Annotated in this window: 16 protein-coding genes; 14 read left to right on the top strand and 2 right to left on the bottom strand. The window is 65.5% G+C overall.

Annotated elements, in window-relative coordinates; all coding sequences use genetic code 11:
- Nucleotides 1-14 precede the first annotated feature (14 nt).
- The 5 genes from SF06_RS02350 to SF06_RS02330 all read left to right on the top strand — a co-directional run bounded on the left by SF06_RS02350 (nt 15) and on the right by SF06_RS02330 (nt 6178).
- Nucleotides 15-2240 carry a TonB-dependent receptor domain-containing protein gene (locus tag SF06_RS02350; protein ID WP_039559724.1) on the top strand — a complete coding sequence of 742 codons (2226 nt, stop codon included), beginning with the start codon at nt 15-17 and terminating at the stop codon, nt 2238-2240.
- Between the two features lie 96 nt (nt 2241-2336).
- Nucleotides 2337-2987 carry a PepSY-associated TM helix domain-containing protein gene (locus SF06_RS02345; RefSeq protein WP_267882098.1) on the top strand — a complete coding sequence of 217 codons (651 nt, stop codon included), beginning with the start codon at nt 2337-2339 and terminating at the stop codon, nt 2985-2987.
- A gap of 10 nt (nt 2988-2997) precedes the next feature.
- Nucleotides 2998-3501 carry a DUF2271 domain-containing protein gene (locus tag SF06_RS02340; RefSeq protein ID WP_039559720.1) on the top strand — a complete coding sequence of 168 codons (504 nt, stop codon included), beginning with the start codon at nt 2998-3000 and terminating at the stop codon, nt 3499-3501.
- A 15-nt stretch (nt 3502-3516) separates the two neighbouring features.
- A complete protein-coding gene (locus SF06_RS02335) occupies nt 3517-4434 on the top strand; it encodes a DUF4198 domain-containing protein (RefSeq protein ID WP_039559718.1) in 918 nt (305 codons plus the stop codon).
- 199 nt (nt 4435-4633) lie between these two features.
- Nucleotides 4634-6178 carry a sulfite reductase subunit alpha gene (locus tag SF06_RS02330; RefSeq protein WP_027589572.1) on the top strand — a complete coding sequence of 515 codons (1545 nt, stop codon included), beginning with the start codon at nt 4634-4636 and terminating at the stop codon, nt 6176-6178.
- Between the two features lie 144 nt (nt 6179-6322).
- Here SF06_RS02330 and SF06_RS02325 read toward each other — a convergent pair whose 3' ends face one another.
- Nucleotides 6323-7486: a type III PLP-dependent enzyme gene (locus SF06_RS02325; RefSeq protein WP_027589573.1), complete on the bottom strand. Its 1164-nt coding sequence runs from the start codon at nt 7484-7486 to the stop codon at nt 6323-6325.
- Nucleotides 7487-7899: 413 nt separating this feature from the next.
- On the opposite strand from SF06_RS02325, the gene SF06_RS02320 reads away from it, so the two are divergent.
- Entirely contained in the window at nt 7900-9483 is a 1584-nt protein-coding gene (locus tag SF06_RS02320) for a peptide chain release factor 3 (protein WP_027589574.1), read from the top strand.
- Between the two features lie 111 nt (nt 9484-9594).
- Here the strand turns inward: SF06_RS02320 and SF06_RS02315 are convergent, their stop codons facing one another.
- Nucleotides 9595-9921, bottom strand: coding sequence for a TraR/DksA family transcriptional regulator (locus tag SF06_RS02315; RefSeq protein ID WP_027589575.1), 327 nt, complete (start codon nt 9919-9921; stop codon nt 9595-9597).
- Between the two features lie 143 nt (nt 9922-10064).
- Here SF06_RS02315 and SF06_RS02310 point away from each other — a divergent pair, with 143 nt between their 5' ends.
- From SF06_RS02310 to SF06_RS02275, 8 genes are all read left to right on the top strand, one after another.
- A complete protein-coding gene (locus tag SF06_RS02310; protein ID WP_039559717.1) occupies nt 10065-10571 on the top strand; it encodes a TRAP transporter small permease subunit in 507 nt (168 codons plus the stop codon).
- Complete coding sequence (locus SF06_RS02305) at nt 10572-11912, top strand: TRAP transporter large permease (protein WP_039559713.1); 1341 nt, start codon at nt 10572-10574, stop codon at nt 11910-11912.
- Between the two features lie 61 nt (nt 11913-11973).
- Nucleotides 11974-13014 carry a TRAP transporter substrate-binding protein gene (locus SF06_RS02300; RefSeq protein WP_039559709.1) on the top strand — a complete coding sequence of 347 codons (1041 nt, stop codon included), beginning with the start codon at nt 11974-11976 and terminating at the stop codon, nt 13012-13014.
- A gap of 47 nt (nt 13015-13061) precedes the next feature.
- On the top strand, nt 13062-14435 hold the full coding sequence (locus SF06_RS02295) for a glutamine synthetase family protein (RefSeq protein ID WP_039559707.1): 1374 nt from the start codon (nt 13062-13064) through the stop codon (nt 14433-14435).
- A gap of 18 nt (nt 14436-14453) precedes the next feature.
- Complete coding sequence (locus SF06_RS02290) at nt 14454-15842, top strand: aldehyde dehydrogenase family protein (protein WP_039559704.1); 1389 nt, start codon at nt 14454-14456, stop codon at nt 15840-15842.
- A gap of 3 nt (nt 15843-15845) precedes the next feature.
- Nucleotides 15846-17015, top strand: a complete 1170-nt coding sequence (locus SF06_RS02285; protein ID WP_039559701.1) for an iron-containing alcohol dehydrogenase — start codon at nt 15846-15848, stop codon at nt 17013-17015.
- 173 nt (nt 17016-17188) lie between these two features.
- Nucleotides 17189-17800 carry a hypothetical protein gene (locus tag SF06_RS02280; RefSeq protein ID WP_139326676.1) on the top strand — a complete coding sequence of 204 codons (612 nt, stop codon included), beginning with the start codon at nt 17189-17191 and terminating at the stop codon, nt 17798-17800.
- On the top strand, nt 17790-18872 hold the full coding sequence (locus tag SF06_RS02275) for a rhomboid family intramembrane serine protease (RefSeq protein ID WP_039559700.1): 1083 nt from the start codon (nt 17790-17792) through the stop codon (nt 18870-18872). Before SF06_RS02280 ends, SF06_RS02275 begins: the two co-directional genes overlap by 11 nt.
- The last annotated feature ends 28 nt before the right edge of the window (nt 18873-18900 follow it).

Here is an 18900-nt window from a genome sequence, read left to right as displayed (position 1 = left end):
AAGGAGAGTTTCCGATGTCGCTGCCCTTTGCCCGCACCGCGCTGGCCACCGCCCTGCTGAGCGCCAGCGCTGCTGTATTCGCCCAAGATCCACTGGTCCTCGGCGATACCGTTGTCAGTGCTGCCGGTTATGAGCAGAAGATTACCGATGCGCCAGCCAGTATTTCCGTGGTCAGCGGCGAGGAGCTACAGAAGAAGCGTTACAGCAACCTCGCGCAAGCGCTGGAAGACGTGGAAGGTATCGACGTTCGTCAAGGCACCGGCAAGACCGGGGGCTTGAATATCAGCATCCGCGGTTTGCCCAGCGACTACACCCTGATCCTCATTGACGGCCGCCGCCAGAACACCGCCGGCAACGTCACCCCGAACGGTTTCAACGAAACATCCACCAGCTTCATGCCGCCGCTGTCGGCCATCGAGCGCATCGAAGTCATCCGCGGTCCGATGTCGACCCTCTACGGCTCGGACGCCATGGGCGGCGTGGTCAACATCATCACCAAAAAGGTCGCCTCCGAATGGGGCGGCTCGCTGAGCCTGGACCACACCTTCCAGGAAAACCGCGACTACGGCGAAGCCAGCAAGACCAGCCTGTACGCGAGCGGCCCGCTGGTCGACGGTCTGCTGGGCCTGGCGGTGCGCGGCAGCCTGCAGGACCGTGGCGAATCCGACCTTACCTTCGACAATGACAGCAATGTCAGCAAGCGCGGCGCCGCTCCAGTGGAAGGCCGCAACAACACCCTGGGCGCTCGCCTGACCCTGACCCCCCACCAGAATCACGACTTCAGCCTGGATGTCGAGCGCGGCCGCCAGGTCTACGACAATGACAACTGCCAGCTCGGCACGCTCGATGGCAAGACTGGCGGCAATGCCGTGTCTGGTTGCACCACCGACGCCCCCACGAAGGTCAACGGCTATGCGGATGAGCTTCGCTTCGAGCGCGAGCAGTTCGCCTTGAGCCACACCGCGCGCCTGGGCTTCGGCACCCTGGACAGCAGCCTGACCCACAACACCACGGAAACGCTCGGCCGGACCATTCCCGGCACGCTCGGCGTGGCCTACACCGGCTACCCCTCCATCGTTGCGGGCGCCGATCGCGAACTGAAATCCACTGACCTCGTATTCGACACCAAGCTGGTCAGCCCCATCGGCGAGTCCCATATCGCCACCCTGGGCGCCCAATGGTGGGACGCCGAAGTCATCGACGGCATTGCGTCCGAGAAATTCGAACAGTCCACCTGGTCGCTGTTCGCAGAAGACGAATGGCGCCTCCGTGACGACCTGGCACTGACCCTCGGCGCCCGCTACGAAAACCACGACGCCTTCGGTGGCCACGTGAGCCCCCGCGCCTATCTGGTGTGGAACACCAGCGACCACTGGACGCTGAAAGGCGGCGTCAGCCGTGGCTACAAGACGCCGACCCTCAACCAGCTGCATGACGGCATCAACGGCGTTACGGCCCAGGGCCAGACCATCACCATCGGCAGCCCGAACCTGGATCCGGAGATCACCACCAATACCGAGTTCGGGGTGTACTTCGACAACTATGCCGGCTTCAGCGCCAATGCCACGCTGTTCCATAACAAGTTCAAGGACAAGATCGACGACGGCACACCGCTGGCCAACTGTTTCTACACGGCCAACCCCAACCAGCCCGGCTGCGTGAGCTTTGGCAGTGGCTTCACCCAGGAAAGCTTCGCGCAAAGCATCAACATCGACGAGGCCGTCACACGGGGCCTGGAACTGGCCAGCCGCTGGCAGTTCGCACCGCGCTGGAGCCTGAGCGGCAACTACACCTACAGCGACAGTGAACAGAAAAGCGGCATCAACAAGGGCGCTCCGCTGACCAACACGCCCGAACATATGCTCAACGCCAGCCTCAACTGGAACGCCAGCGAGCGGCTGACCCTGTGGATCAAGGGCGAATACCGTGGCGAGCGTGCCCGCTTCACCGACAAGTACGAAAACCTGACTGCCGCCAACCAGGCCCTTCAGGATGAAGTCGGGGACCTGAAGGCTTACGAGGTATTCCATCTTGGCGGTTCGTATAAGGCCTCCGAGAACGTGACCTTCAACGCGAGTATCTACAACCTGTTCGACAAGGACTTCCTCGACGGCGAAACCTATACCACCGACACGGGTGCGGTAGGCTGGGCGTCCTACTACACCCAGTCAGCTGCTGCCACCACCGGTACGCTGGAGGAAGGTCGGCGCCTCTGGCTCTCCGCCACGGTCGACTTCTAAGTCAGCACCCAAAGGCCCGCCCTTCCAAGGGCGGGCCTTTTTGCGAATGTATGTTATTGGTAAATCCCTAACATCTACGGCCCGAAGCGCCTTAGAATCCCGCCCCATTCCTACTGGCCTTGTGCCGCAACCTATTACCGGAACCAGTCTTCCATGCGTCTCTGGCTCGGCACCCTCCGCCAATGGCACTGGATCAGCTCGGCGCTCTGCCTGGCCGGCATGCTGCTGTTCGCCGTCACTGGCATCACCCTGAACCATGCCGGCCAGATCGAAGGCAAGGCGCAGGTCTCCAGCAGGATCGAGCAGTTGCCCGAATCCCTGCAGGAGCGCCTGCTGGCGGACACGCCGGCAGACGGCATGCCGGCCGAACTGGCCGCGTGGCTGGAAGACCGCCTCGGCATCCGCCTGGCCGGTCGCGAGGCCGAGTGGTCGGAGGGCGAGCTGTACGTCGGCCTGCCGCGCCCCGGCGGCGACGCTTGGCTAAGTCTGGACCTGGCCTCCGGTGAACTCGAGTACGAAGTCACCGACCGCGGCTGGATCGCCTATTTCAATGACCTGCACAAGGGCCGCCACACCGGCATGGCCTGGAGCTGGTTCATCGATCTGTTCGCCGTGGCCTGCGTGGTGTTCTGTGTCACGGGACTGCTGTTGCTGCAACGCCATGCCGCGGGGCGCCCTGGCACCTGGCCGCTCACCGCGCTGGGCGTGGTGATCCCCGTGCTGCTGGCCCTGCTGTTCATTCATTAAGGAAACGCACATGCGCAAACACCTGCTGCCTCTGCTTGTTCTGCTCAGCCCGGCCGCCTTCGCGGCCGACCTGGACATCAGCGTGGAAATCCCGCGCCTGGACGTCGCCGAGTACCACCGCCCCTACGTGGCCCTGTGGCTGGAAACACCGGACCAGAGCCACGTGGCCAACCTGGCCGTGTGGTACGACCTGAAGATGAAGGACAAAGAAGGCGAGAAGTGGCTCAAGGACCTGCGCCAGTGGTGGCGACGCAGCGGGCGCAGCCTGGAAATGCCGGTCGATGGCGTCTCGGCAGCTACCCGTGCCGTGGGCACTCATCAGCTGAGCTACAAGGGCAGCGACGCGCCGCTGAAGGCCTTGCCGGCCGGCGAATACAACCTGGTGGTGGAAGCCACCCGTGAAGTGGGTGGTCGCGAGCTGCTGCGCGTGCCCTTCACCTGGCCGCAGGCTTCGACCGCCAGCGCACAGGGCGCCAGCGAGCTGGGCGCCATCACCCTTACCGTCAAACCCTGATCAAGGAAGCCGAACATGAATCGCATGCTGAAATGGACCGCCCTGACGCTGGCCGTCACCCTGCCCCTGTCCGCCCAGGCGCACCGGGCCTGGATGCTGCCGTCGGCCACAGTGCTGTCGGGTGAGGCCCCCTGGGTGACCGTGGACGCCGCCGTGTCCAACGACCTGTTCTATTTCGAGCACTTCCCCCTGCAGCTCGAAGGTATCGGCAAGCCGCTGGCCCTGCCCGCCCGCGGCCCGCAGGCCGCACCGGCTGCTGGGCAAGCTGACCAGCCGGCCGCGCCGGCGCCGATGCGCCGCCCGGCCAACACGCTGGTCGTGACCGCGCCGGACGGCAGTGAAGTGCAGGCGCAGAACGGCGCTGTCGGCCGCTACCGCACCACCTTCGATGTGCAGCTCACCCAGAAGGGCACCTACAAGCTGGCCGTGGTCAGCCAGGGCCTGATGGCCTCCTGGAAGGAAAACGGTGTCGCCCACCGCTGGATGGGCAAGCTGGAGGACCTGGAAAAGAGCCTCCCGGCCAAGGCCGAGGAACTGCGCGTAACCCAGGGCAGCAACCGCATGGAGGTTTTCGTCACCTCCGGCGATACCACCACCAGCGTGCTCAAGCCCACCAAGGCCGGCCTGGAAATGGTGCCGGTCACCCACCCCAACGACCTGTTCGCCGGTGAAACAGCCACCTTCGACTTCCTGCTCGACGGCAAGCCGGCGGCGGATGTGGACGTGACGGTGATTCCCGGCGGCAACCGCTACCGCGACGCTACCGGCGAGTTGAACCTGAAGACCGACAGCAAGGGGCGTTTGACCGTGACCTGGCCGGCGCCGGGCATGTACTGGCTGGAAGCCGAGCTGCGCACCGACAAGGGCGTGAAGAAGCCGGTCACCGAGCGTCGCGCCTCCTACAGCGCCACCCTGGAAGTGCTGGCGCCCTGAGACACCGGTGTCTGGCCTCGTAGGGTGGTCAATGTTTTCCATTGGCCACCAACGCGCCGGCCAGCCCGGCGCGCCTGGCGGCGCGCATGGTGGCTCGATACAGCGCGAACCACCCTACGATCGCGCCTGGCGCTTGGCGAAGCTTAGGGTGGTCGTCCTTTTCCTTGGCCGCCCCGCCCTTGCCCACCGGAACCCTGACATGCGCGCCACCCCGAATACCCCGCTCGCCTACTGGCCACTCGCGGCCTGCCTGCTGCTGGCTGCGCTGTTGTTTGCCTGGCAGCCGTCGCGCGAGCTGTCCGCCGCCCTGGTAGCCGCGGCCTGGCTCGGCCTGTGCGGCCTGGCCTGGCGGCGCGCACGTGTACCACCTGCCCTCCCCGCAGCAGACAGCCTGCTGGTTGCCTATGCCAGCCAGGGTGGCCAGGCGCGGCGGATTGCCGAACGCAGCGCGGAGCAACTCACCCTGGGTGGATTGCCGGCGGCCGCCGTGTCGCTGGATGCGCTGACGTCCGAGGCTCTCGCCTGCCAGCGCCGCCTGCTGCTGGTGCTGTCCACCTATGGCGAGGGCGAGGCACCGGACAATGGCGCGCGCTTCCTGCGCCTGCTGGATAGCCTGGCGCCGCTGCATGATCTGGAGTACGCCCTGCTGGGCCTGGGCGACAGCGACTACCGGCAGTTCTGCGGCTTCGCCCGCGCCGTGGATGACCGCCTGCGCCAGCGGCAGGCCATCCCGCTGTTCGAGCGGCTGGAGGCGGATCGGCTGGCACCGGCCACGCTGAGCCGCTGGCAGTGGCAGCTGGCCCAGCTGAGCGGCCAGCCGGATTACGCGGAATGGGCTGCTCCCGAGTTCAGCCCCTGTCGGCTGGTCGAACGCAGCTGCCTGAACCCCGGCAGCCAGGGTGCGCCGGTCTACCGCATCCGCCTGGAGCCCCTGGACGGCCCCGCCCACTGGCAGGCCGGCGACATCGCCGAGATCGCGCCACGCCTGCCGGTGGCGACCATCCGCCAGAAGCTGCGCGCGCTGCAGCTGGGCGAGCCGGACGGCGCGCTCCTCGACGAACTGGCCAGTCGCCGCTGGCCAGCGGATCACCATGCCCTGGCAGGAATGAATGTGGATCAGTTGCTGGAACAACTCCCGCGCCTGAATCACCGCGACTACTCCATCGCCTCGCTGCCCGCCGACGGCGGCGTGGAGCTGCTGGTACGCCTGACCCACACCCCGGACGGCTGCCCGGGCCTGGGCTCCGGCTGGCTGTGCCGGCACGCCGAAGTCGGCGAGTGCATCGATCTGCGCCTGCGCGCCAACCCGTCCTTCCAACTGCCGGCGGCCTGCGGCCCGCTGATCATGATCGGCAACGGCACCGGCCTGGCCGGCTTGCACGCCCACCTGCGCGAGCGCGAAGCCCTGGGCCAGCACGGTCACTGGCTGCTGTACGGCGAGCGCAACGCGGCCCATGACAGCCTGCTGGCACAGGAGCTGGAAGGATGGCTGGCCAGCGGTCATCTGGCCCGGCTGGACCGGGTGTTCTCGCGGGACCAGGCCGAACGCCGCTACGTGCAGCACGTGCTGCGTGACCAGGCCGAGACGCTGCGCCAGTGGCTCGCCAATGGCGCCAGCCTGCTGATCTGCGGCAGCCTGGAGGGCATGGGCCGCGAGGTGGATGCCCTGCTGCGCGGGTTGCTCGGCGCGGAACGGGTCGATGAGCTGGCCAGGAATGGACGGTATCGGCGGGATCTGTATTGAAGGGTTTGAAGCCCTGATCCACTAGCCCGCCGGCCATTATTCTGTGGGAGCGGACTTGTCCGCGAGCTTTCCAGCAGGCCCCACCAAGAAGCTCGCGAACAGGTTCGCTCCCGCCAGCGGGGAGCGAACTGTCCGCGGCGGGACTCAGATGTAGTAGGCCTTCAGCGGCGGGAAGCCGTTGAATTCCACCGCGCTGTAGCTGGTGGTGTAGGCGCCGGTGGAGAACCAGTACAGGCGGTCACCGCTGGACAGGTTCAGCGGCAGGCCGTACTTGTAGTTCTCGTACATGATGTCGGCGCTGTCGCAGGTCGGGCCGGCGATGATGACTTCTTCCATCTCGCCCTTCTTCTCGGTCCAGATCGGGAACTTGATGGACTCGTCCATGGTTTCGATCAGGCCGGAGAACTTGCCCACGTCGGTGTACACCCAGCGCTCCACGGCGGTGCGCGACTTGCGCGCCACCAGCACCACTTCGCTGACCAGGATGCCGGCGTTGGCGATCAGCGAACGGCCCGGCTCGAGGATGATTTCCGGCAGCTCGTCACCGAAGTCTTCCTTGAGGAAGCGGGTGATTTCCTCGGCGTAGGTCTGCAGGTCGTTGGTCTTGGCGATGTAGTTGGCCGGGAAACCGCCGCCCATGTTGATCATCTTCAGGGTGATGCCGTCTTCTTCCTTGAGACGCTCGAAGATCACCTTGACCTTGGCGATGGCGGCGTCCCACACGTCGATGTCGCGCTGCTGCGAGCCGACGTGGAAGGAAATGCCGTAGGGCTCGAGCTTGAGCTGCTTGGCCAGGATCAGCAGGTCCAGCGCCATGTCCGGGTTGCAGCCGAACTTGCGCGAGAGCGGCCAGTCGGCGGAGTTGGAACCCTCGGTGAGAATGCGCACATAGATCTTCGAGCCCGGTGCCGCCTTGGCGATGTTGCGCAGGTCGGCTTCCGAGTCGGTGGCGAACAGGCGCACGCCCTTCTCGTAGAAGTAGCGGATGTCACGCGCCTTCTTGATGGTGTTGCCGTAGCTGATGCGGTCGGCACTCACACCGGCCTTCATCACCTTGTCCAGCTCGTAGATGGAGGCGATGTCGAAGTTCGAGCCCTTGTCGCGCAGCAGCTCGGTGATCTCGGTGGCCGGGTTGGCCTTCACCGCGTAGTAGATCTTGGCGAACGGGAAGCAGCTGACCAGTTGGTCGTAGGAATCGGCGATGGTCTGCTTGTCGATGACGACAAACGGGGTTTCCTGCTGGTCGGCGAACGCCTTCATCTTCTGGAATGTGGCGCGCGGGTAATAGTCTTCGACCTTGATCGACATGCGTTGGGACTCCAAATGGCAAAACAAACAGAACAAATGTGTGGAATGGCCTCAGAGGCCGCGAACGCCGGACAGTTTCCCCACTTTGGTTCGCCTACTTCCCAAGGCATGTCGCCGAGAATTGCCGCGCGGGGCGCCGCAACCTCTCGTCGTCAGTACTTGAGCCGGATGGATCGTTTCCAGCATGGGCGTTCGGGCGCGCACTTTAGGACCAAGGCGGGCCGAGATCAATCGAAAATTGCCCAGGGGTGGCCACGCTTTTTCGATTGTCAAGTTTTCTCCACAAAGCGGCCGGAATGCTGCACAAACGAGCGTATGGCCGACGATCACGACGCCCACGCAACGCGCCGTTTGCCGCTATAATCGCGCCCTTTTCTGACAGACCGACTCACACGTCGACGGGTTCCTTTCCGATGACCACTCAGGCCGCCGAAGTCGCGAAGCGCCGCACGTTCGCGATCATCTCCCACCCCGACGCGGGTAAGACCACCATCACCGAAAAGCTGCTGCTGATGGGCAAGGCCATCGAAGTGGCCGGCACCGTGAAGTCGCGCAAGTCCGACCGCCATGCCACCTCCGACTGGATGGAGATGGAAAAGCAGCGCGGCATCTCCATCACCACCTCGGTGATGCAGTTCCCCTACCGCGAGCACATGATCAACCTGCTCGACACCCCCGGCCACGAGGATTTCTCGGAAGACACCTACCGCACCCTGACTGCCGTGGACAGCGCGCTGATGGTGCTTGACGGCGGTAAAGGCGTCGAGCCGCGCACCATCGCGCTGATGGACGTCTGCCGCCTGCGCGACACGCCGATCGTCAGCTTCATCAACAAGCTCGACCGCGACATCCGCGACCCCATCGAGCTGCTCGACGAAATCGAGGCGGTGCTGAAGATCAAGGCCGCGCCGGTCACCTGGCCGATTGGCTGCTACCGCGACTTCAAGGGCGTGTATCACCTCAAGGGCGACTACATCATCGTCTACACCCCGGGCCACGGCCACGAGCGCACCGAGGTGAAGATCATCGAGAAGCTCGATTCCGCCGAAGCGCGCGCGCACCTGGGCGACGAGTACGAGCGCTTCATCGAGCAGCTGGAACTGGTGCAGGGCGCCTGCCATGAGTTCGACCAGGAGGAGTTCCTCAAGGGCCAGCTGACCCCGGTGTTCTTCGGTACCGCGCTGGGCAACTTCGGTGTCGATCATGTGCTCGACGCCATCGTCGACTGGGCACCCATGCCGCTGGCGCGCACCGCCAATGAGCGCGTGGTCGAGCCGGTCGAGGAGAAGTTCACCGGCTTCGTGTTCAAGATCCAGGCGAACATGGACCCGAAGCACCGCGACCGCATCGCCTTCATGCGCATCTGCTCGGGCAAGTACGAAAAGGGTATGAAGCTGCGCCATGCCCGCCTGGGCAAGGATGTACGCATCGCCGACGCGCTGACCTTCTTTTCCAGCGAACGCGAGATGCTCGAAGAAGCCTGGGCCGGCGACATCATCGGCCTGCACAACCACGGCACCATCCAGATCGGCGACACCTTCACCGAAGGTGAGAGCCTGGGCTTCACCGGCATTCCGCACTTCGCGCCGGAACTCTTCCGCCGCGTGCGCCTGAAGGACCCGCTGAAGTCCAAGCAGCTGCGCCAGGGCCTGCAGGAACTCGCCGAGGAAGGCGCCACCCAGGTGTTCTTCCCCGAGCGCAACAACGACATCATCCTCGGCGCCGTGGGCGTGCTGCAGTTCGACGTGGTCGCCAGCCGCCTGAAGGAGGAATACAAGGTCGAGTGCGCCTACGAGGCCATCAATGTCTGGTCGGCACGCTGGATCGAGTGCCGCGACGAGAAGAAGCTCAAGGAGTTCAAGGACAAGGCCTTCGAGAACCTGGCCATCGACGGCGGCGGTCACCTGACCTACCTGGCGCCGACCCGCGTGAACCTGAGCCTGATGGAAGAGCGCTGGCCGGACGTTAAATTCCGCGCCACCCGCGAGCATCACTAGGACGGATGGTCGACGGTAGGGCGGTCGGAGTCTTTCCGGCCGCCGGCGCGAGCCGCGCGGTGGCCAACGCCGTGCGTTGACCACCCTACATCTGCGGGCGTCACAGGCTCCCTAGGTCTCCTGCAGATCTGCGCACCTCACGCACAGCGAGGCCATAGGCAAGGCCTCCAGGCGCGCCTCGCCGATGGGCTCGCCACAGCGCGAGCATTCACCGTAGCTGCCCTCCTCCAGACGTTCCAGCGCGCGGTTCACTTCCCGCAGTCCCACCTCGGCTTCCAGCAACAGCCCCCGCAGCACATCATCGTTCTGCCGCTCCTGAGCCTGCTCGGCGAAATCGGGGTCGCGCTGGCTGGCCAGGTCACGGCGGATCGCCTCGGCGCGGGTGCGGTATTCCTCCGCCAGTTGCTGCAGTCGCTCGCTGGGTTCGACGCTATTCATGCTTGGAACTCCTGTCAGGGTGATCGCTGAAGTGTGGTCGCTCTTGGCCGCGTATGTGGTGACATCGATCAGCACAGCGAACCGCCTTGCACGCCAGAACTTGAACTAGGCTGTTCCCATAGCCTTTCAGCGCAAGGACTGCCATGCCCAGGGCGATTCGGATATTCGTGCGCGGCGTCGACGCCATCACCCGCTTCGTCGGGCGCTGCGCCATGTATCTGATCTTCGCCATCATCGGCGTGCTGTTCTATTCCATCTTCAGCAAGTCGTTCGCCAACCCGGCGATCTGGACCCTGGAAATGGCACAGTTCCTGATGGTCGCCTACTTCCTGCTGGGCGGCGCCTACGCGCTGCAACAGGGCGAACATGTGCGCATGGACCTGTTCTACAGCCGCTGGTCGCCGCGCACCCGCGCCATCGTCGACCTGTGCACCGTGGGCCTGCTGCTGGTGTACCTGGGCTTCCTGCTCTACGGCGGCCTTTCCTCGACCCTCTACGCCCTGGAATACAACGAGACCAGCTACTCCGCCTGGTCGCCGCGCATGGCGCCGATCAAGGTCATCATGTGCCTGGGCGTGCTGCTGATGCTGCTGCAGGTGCTGGCCACCTTCTTCAAGGACCTCGCCACCGTGCGCGGGGAGACGCTGTAGATGGCCTACGAACACATCGCCCTGCTGATGTTCTCCTCGATGATGGTGCTGCTGATCACCGGCAAGCGGGTGTTCGGAGCCATCGGCTTCGTGGCCGTAGTGGCAGCCTTCTGGCTGTGGGGCCAGGGCGGTTCGGAAATGGCCTTCAGCGCCGCCATGAAGCTGATGAAGTGGTACCCGCTGCTGACCCTGCCGCTGTTCGTGTACATGGGCTACATGCTCTCCGAGTCCGGGCTGGCCGAGGACCTGTACCGCATGTTCCATGTGTGGATGGGGCCGCTGCCCGGCGGCCTCGCGCTGGGCACCCTCGGCCTGATGGTGGCCATCTCGGCGATGAACGGCCTGAGCGTCGCCGGCATGGCCATCGGCGCCAGCATCGCCCTACCGGAACTGCTTCGCCGCGGCTACGACAAGCTGATGGTCACCGGCGTGGTGCAGGCCGGCAGCTCGCTGGGCATCCTGGTGCCGCCCAGCGTGGTGCTGGTGCTCTACGGCATGATCGCCCGCCAGCCGGTCAGCCAGCTGTGGCTGGCCGGCGTGTTCCCCGGCCTGCTGATGGCCGGTCTGTTCGCCCTCTACGTGGTATTGCGCTGCCGTTTCAATCCACGCCTCGGCCCACCGATGGCCGCCGAGGAACGCCGCACCATTACTCGTCGCGAGAAACTCGCTTCGCTGCGCGCCGGCATCGCCCCGCTGTTCATCTTCTTCAGCATGACCGGGCTGTTCCTGCTCGGTTTCACCAGCCTGGTGGAAAGCGCGGCGGTCGGCGCGGTGGCCGCCACCCTGGTGGCGCTGTTCAAGCGCCGGCTCAGCGCTGCCGTGCTGGAAAGCACCCTGCGCAAGAGCCTGGGCATCACCTGCATGTTCATGTGGATCATCCTCGCCGCGCTGTGCTTCGGCGCGGTGTTCGACGGCCTCGGCGCGGTGACAGCCATCGAGAACCTGTTCGTGGAAAGCCTGCACCTGAGCCCCTGGCAGATCCTGGTGCTCATGCAGCTGTCCTTCATCGTCATGGGCATGTTCCTCGACGACACCGCCATGCTGGTGATCGTCGCGCCGCTGTACATCCCGCTGGTCGGCGCGCTGGGCTTCGACCTGGTGTGGTACGGCGTGCTCTACACCATCACCTGCCAGATCGCCTACCTGACGCCGCCGTTCGGCTACAACCTGTTCCTGATGCGCGCCATGGCGCCACCCGGCATCGACCTGGCCGACATCTACCGCTCGGTCCTGCCCTTCGTGCTGGTGATGCTGCTGGCCCTGGCGCTGGTGATGCTCTTTCCACAGATCGCCCTGTGGCTGCCGCAGTGGTATTCGGCCTCGGGAGGTGGCGACCTGTAACGACGCGGCTGCTCGCCGCGCCTGCAGTTGGAGTTGTTCACCCCACTTTCCGGAGAACGCCATGACAACACGACGCAGTTTCCTCACCGGCGCCACCGCACTGGCCGGCACCGCCGCCCTGGGCTCGGCGCACATCTACGCGCAGGAGCCGAAGAAGATCACCTGGCGCCTGCAGACCTACGCCGGTCCGGCGCTGGGCGAGCATGTCATCAAGCCGTCCATCGAGGCCTTCAACAAGGCCGCCAACGGCGAAATGGAGATCAAGCTGTACTACGCCGACCAGCTGGTGCCCACCGGCGAGCTGTTCCGCGCCATGCAGCGCGGCACCATCGACGCGGTGCAGAGCGACGACGACTCCATCGCCGCGCCGGTGGACGTCTCGGTGTTCGGCGGCTACTTCCCCTTCGCCACCCGCCACAGCCTCGACGTGCCGGCGCTGTTCCACAACTGGGGGCTGAACGAGATCTGGGCCGAGGCCTATGGCGAGGTGCAGGGCGTCACCTGGCTGGGCAGCGGCGCCTGGGACCCCTGCCACTTCGCCACCCGCGAACCGATCCGCCGCCTGGCCGACCTCAAGGGCAAGCGCATCTTCACCTTCCCCACCGCCGGCAAGTTCCTCACCCGCTTCGGGGTGATCCCGGTGACGCTGCCCTGGGAAGACGTCGAGGTGGCATTGCAGACCGGCGAGCTGGACGGCATTGCCTGGTCGGGCATCACCGAGGACTACACGGTGGGCTGGGCCAACGTCACCAAATACTTCCTCACCAACAACATTTCCGGCGCCTGGATCGGCTCCTACTTCGCCAACTCGGCCAAGTGGAACGAAATGCCCGAGCACCTCAAGACCCTGTTCCGCCTGTGCATGGACAGCTCGCACTACTACCGCCAGCACTGGTACTGGGCCGGCGAGGCGCGCCTGCGGGTGGAAGGCCAGAAGCTGGAGCTGACCTCCATCCCCGCCGAGGAATGGAAGACCGTGGAGGACGAGGCGCAGAAGTTCTGGGACGAGATCGCCAAGACCAGCCCGCGCTGCGCCCGGGTGGTGGAGATCTTCAAGCAATACAACGCGCTGATGGCCAAGGCCGGTACGCCGTACCGCTAGCCGCCACGGTGCTGGGCACTCAACCACTTCCGCAGCCGGGGGGCCGCATGCTCGATCCACGCAACGTGAAGACCGTCGAAGACGCCAGGCGCATCGTCGAGGAGCGCGGCCTCAGCCACGTCAAGGTGGGGCTGTTCGACATCGATGGGGTGATGCGCGGCAAGTACATCAACCGCAGCAAGTTCTTCTCGGCGCTGGAGCACGGCAGCGGCTTCTGCAACGTGGTGCTGGGCTGGGACGTCAAGGACAAGCTCTACGACAACACCACCTACACCGGCTGGCACACCGCCTACCCGGATGCGCCGGTGCGCATCCTCCCGTCCAGCTGCCGGGAAATCCCCTTCGAGAACGGCATGCTGCTGTTCCTTGGCGAATTCGCCGAACAGGCCGAGGCCGTCTGCCCGCGCAACACGCTGTTGCGGGTGATCCAGCGCTGCCAGGCGATGGGTTTCGATCCCCTCGCCGCGCTGGAATACGAGTTCTTCCTGTTCGACGAAACACCACACTCGGTGCGCAACAAGGGCTTTCGCAACCTCAAGCCGCTGACCCCGGACTGGTTCGGCTACTCGACCATCCGCAACTCGGTGCATGCCGAGCTGTACCACGAGATTCTCGACCTGGGTCAGCGCATGGACTTCCCCATCGAGGGCCTGCATTCGGAGACCGGCCCCGGGGTGGTCGAGGCCGCCATCGCCGTCGACCACGCCGAGGCCGCCGCCGACAAGGCGGCGCTGTTCAAGACTTTCATGAAGGTGCTGGCCCAGCGGCGCGGCTGCATGGCCACCTTCATGGCCAAGTGGTCGGAGCACTACCCCGGGCAGAGCGGGCATATCCACCTGTCGCTGCGCGAGCAGGCCAGCCAGCAGTCGGCGTTCCATGATCCGGCCGCCCCCCATGGCATGAGCACCCTGCAACGCCAGTTCATCGCCGGCCAGCAGCGGCTGATGCCGGAATTCCTCAGCCTGCTGGCGCCCACGGTGAACAGCTACCGGCGGCTCGTTCCCGGTTACTGGGCGCCCACCGACGCCACCTGGGGCGTGGAGAACCGCACCACCGCCCTGCGGGTGATTCCCGGCGGGGCCAAGTCGCAGCGCGTGGAGTACCGCCTGGGCGCGGCGGACGCCAATCCCTACCTGGCGCTGGCCGCCGCGCTGGGCTCGGGGCTGTACGGCATCCAGCAGGGCTGGGAACCCACCGCGCCAATCAGCGGCAACGCCTACGCAGTCGAACATCCGGCCGAGCTGGCCTTGCCGCACACCCTGTGGGACGCGGCGCAGCGCCTGAAAGCCTCCCAGGCCGCCCGCGAGCTGTTCGGCGACGCCTTCGTCGAACATTTCGCCGCGACCCGCGAATGGGAGGAACGCGAGTTCCGCAAACATGTCAGCGATTGGGAGCTGGACCGCTACTTTGAAATCATCTGATCGCCACGAGCCCCTTCCATGAAAACATTGCAATGCGTGTCCCCCATCGACGAATCCGTGTATGTGGAACGTCCCCTGGCCGAGGCACGCGACATCGCCGCCGCCCTGGAGCGTGCCGAAGCCACGTGCGCCAGCTGGAAGGCCACGCCGCTACCCGAGCGGATCGCGCTGACCCGTGAGGCGCTGCGGCTGTTCGCCGCCCGCGAGGACCAGCTCGCCGAGGAGCTGTGCTGGATGATGGGTCGCCCGATCCGCTACGCCCCCGGCGAGATTCGCGGCTTCGTCGAGCGCGCCAGCCACATGGCGGATATCGCCGAACAGGCGCTGGCCGATATCCGCCTGCCGGAGAAACCCGGTTTCACGCGCTTCATCCGCCGCGAGCCGCGCGGCCCGCTGCTGGTCATCGCGCCCTGGAACTACCCGTACCTGACCGCGGTAAACGCCGTGGCGCCGGCGCTGCTGGCCGGCAACCCGGTGATGCTCAAGCACTCGGCGCAGACGCCGCTGTGCGCCGAACGCATGGTCGAGGCGTTCCAGGAAGCGGGCGTGCCCTCGGGGGTCTTCCAGTTCCTGCACCTGGATCACGCCGACACCGAGCGGCTGATCCAGGCGCCGCAGATCCGCCACGTGGCCTTCACCGGCTCGGTGGCCGGCGGCGCGATGGTCGAAAAGGCGGCGGCGGGACGCTTCATCGCCACCGGCCTGGAGCTGGGCGGCAAGGACCCGGCCTATGTGCGCGCCGATGCCGACCTGGCCCATGCGGTGGAAACCTGCGTGGACGGTGCCTTCTTCAACTCCGGCCAGTCCTGCTGCGCCATCGAGCGCATCTACGTGCACGAGGCGCTGTACGACGACTTCCTGGAACGCGCCATCGCCCTCACCCGCCACTACCGGCTGGGCCGCCCGGACACGCCCAAGACCAGCCTGGGCCCGCTGGTGCGTCCGGCTGCGGCGGATTTCGTGCGCGGGCAGATCGCCGAGGCGGTGGCCGAAGGCGCCATCGCCCATATCGACCCCGCCGACTTCGACCTGGACTGCCCCGGCACGCCCTACCTGGCGCCGCAGATTCTCAGCAACGTGCACCACGGCATGCGCCTGATGCGCGAGGAAACCTTCGGTCCGGCGGTGGGCATCCAGAAGGTACGCGACGACGGCGAGGCCCTGGCGCTGATGAACGACAGCGTCTACGGCCTGACGGCGGCGATCTTCAGCCGCGACGTCGACGCCGCCCTGGCGCTGGGCGACCGCCTGGAGGCCGGCACGGTATTCCTCAACCGCTGCGATTACCTGGATCCCGGGCTGGCCTGGACCGGCGTCAAGCAGTCCGGGCGCGGCTGCACGCTATCGGCGCTTGGCTACGAGCAGCTGACCCAGCCCAAGTCCTTCCACTTCAAGATCGAGACCTGAGCCATGGACGCATCGCGCTACCGGATGAATTGGAATTACCCGACCGCCATCCGCGTCGGCCCCGGCCGTTTGGCCGAGCTGCCGGATGCCTGCCGCGAGCTGGGCATGCATGCGCCGCTGCTGGTCACCGACCCCGGGCTGGCTGGCCTGCCGATGGTCGAAGAAGCCCTGGCGGGATGCCGGGCCTTCGGGTTGCGCCCGGGGTTGTTCTCGGCCATCAAGGGCAACCCGACAGGGCAGAACGTCAGCGACGGCGTGGCCGCCTTCAAGGCCGGACGCCACGACGGGGTGATCGCCTTCGGCGGCGGCTCGGCGCTGGATGCCGGCAAGGCGGTGGCGCTGATGGTCGGCCAGGACCGGCCGCTGTGGGATTTCGAGGATGTGGGCGATAACTACCAGCGCGTCAACGTGACCCGCATGGCGCCGGTGGTGGCGGTGCCGACTACCGCCGGCACCGGCTCTGAGGTCGGCCGGGTGGCGGTGATCACTGACGAGCAGGCGCAGCTCAAGCGGCTGATCTTCCATCCGCGCCTGCTGCCGGCCATCGTGATCCTCGACCCCGAGCTGTGCCTGGGCCTGCCGCCCAAGGTGACCGCCGCCACCGGCATGGATGCGCTGTCCCATTGCCTGGAAGCCTACTGCTCGCCGCTGTTCCATCCGATGGCCGAAGGCATCGCCCTGCAGGGCATGCGCCTGATCCATGACTACCTGCCACAGGCGGTAGCCAATGGCAGCGACCTGGAGGCACGCCTGCACATGCTGGTCGCCTCGACCATGGGTGCCACCGCTTTCCAGCGCGGCCTGGGCGCCATGCACGCGCTGGCCCATCCGCTCGGCGCGCTGTACGACTGCCACCACGGCCTGCTCAACGCCATCCTCATGCCCTACGTGCTGGAGGCCAACCGCACCGCCATCGAACGGCCGCTGTCGCGCCTGGGCCGCTACCTGGGCCTGGCGCGCTGCGATGCCCAGGGGGTGCTGGAATGGATTCTGCGCCTGCGCGAAGAGATCGGCATTCCCCACAGCCTGGCCGAGATCGGCCTGGATGACAGCCAGGCCGAGCGCATCGCGCAGATGGCCGAACTCGACCCGTCGGCGGCCACCAACCCGATCGCCTTCACCCGCGCGGAATATCGGCAGCTGTTCGAGCGGGCGCTGCGCGGGAGCTTGTGAATTGCCGTCAATGGCGGGCAAGCGGATAATTTCCAGCCTGCGCCGAGCGAACCCACGCCCGGTGCGAGCCGCCCGGACGCACTGCGACGCCGACCCCTCCGTGCATTGATGCAGAACAGAATGACTGTTGCGTCAGCCTCTCTATAATCGCCTCCCTGCAAAATGGAGGCACTATGACATCACGCGCATTACTGAGCCAAGCCGCCCTCAGGGAACGCTTGCGCCAGCTTGACCACGGCGAACTTCGCAGCTCGGGCTACTGGCTGACCAATTTCCTGATGGTAATTTCCACTGTGCTGGGCGTTTATCTGGCCGCGAAGGTGGGCCTGCAGCAGGCAATCACCTTCGACGAGATCAGCGACCTGAAGTACAGCTACAACCTGCAAACCGCCCTGGCGGACGAACTGGCCGAGAATGCGACGGTGCTGCGCCAATACAACAGCAGCTACCTGTCCCGAGCGCTGCCGCAAGAGGAGCTGCTGCGCAACAACCCCGGCATCAGCCATTTCGTCTGGGACACCATGAAGTCCTCACCCCAGTCCCTGGAAACCCCTGGCTACTTTCTCAACGAAATCCAGCGCTTCTACCGTGCCTCCCAGCGCATCATCACCGCGCGCGAGCGACACCAGTACAGCGCCCTGCAGGCCAGTCAGCTACTGACCGAGCAGCTGGATTACCTCGAGCATCAGGTCTTGCCCCGCCTGCGCAACAACATCGCGCGTCTCCGCCAGACCCTGGAAGCACTCGACGTTCAGGTTGCCGAGGAGATTCAGCATGCGCCGTAAGGTTTGCCCGCACTGCACGACAGCCTTTCTCACCCCGACGCGGTATCAGGACACCGATATCGAGCTGTGCCAGACCTGCGGCGGTCTGTGGTTCGAAAAACAGGCACTTAACGAGCTGCTTGCCGAACAGACAGCGGACGCCGGAATGGACTACACCCAACGCCTGGGCAACAAGGTGGGACCGACCGATCTCAAGTGCCCGGACTGCCGCGGCGTTCTCAAGCACTACCATCTGCTGCAGGATTTCACGCTGGAAGTGGATGTCTGCGCGAAGTGCGAAGGCGTCTGGGTGGAGCATGACGAGGTCGAAGCCGTACAACATTCCCCGCGCCTTCAGGGCGCGCTTGCGCGGGTCAACAAGAAAACCCACGCCGGCACCTGGCTGTTCCAGTTCTTTTCACACCTGCCCGTGGAATACAACATCCCGCCGCACCGCACCCCCTGGGTGACCTGGGCATTGATGCTGCTCAACGTCCTCATCTTCGCCAGCTACGCCGCCTATCCGGCGCTGGCCGAAAACACCATCGCCCAGTTCGCCAGCCGCCCCGACCTGATCAGCCGGGGCGACCACCTGTGGGGCTTGCTGACCTCGACTTTCCTGCACGGCAACCTGATCCACCTGGCCGGCAACATGTACTTTCTCTGGCTGACCGGCGACAACCTCGAGGAAGCCCTGGGTCACTGGCGTTTCCTGGCCCTGTACCTGCTGTGCGGAATCGGTGCCTCCGCGGTGTCGCTGTTCTTCAACTGGGGCAGCGACATTCCCAGCCTGGGTGCCAGCGGCGCCATTGCCGGCCTGTTCGCCATGTATGGCCTGTGGTTCCGCCATGCCAGCCTGACGTTCATGGTGATCATCTACCAGGTCAAACTGGCGCCGATGTACTACATGCTCATCTGGCTGGGTCTGAACTTCCTCGGCATGCTGATAGGTGGAGACGGTGTCGATTACTGGGGCCACATTGGCGGCTTCGCTGTCGGCATGATCATCGCGCTGCTGCTGCACCGCTGGGTCATCGAGCACAACCCGCTGGTGCGACTGATGTCCTCCCCGCACGCCCGCCTCGTGCGCTGAGCATGAAAAAAGGCCCGTGCATCGCTGC

It is taken from the genome of Pseudomonas flexibilis, from assembly GCF_000802425.1.
Lineage (GTDB): Bacteria > Pseudomonadota > Gammaproteobacteria > Pseudomonadales > Pseudomonadaceae > Serpens > Serpens flexibilis.
Note: the sequence above shows the minus strand (reverse complement) of the source record. Positions and strands in the feature narration are given on the sequence as shown.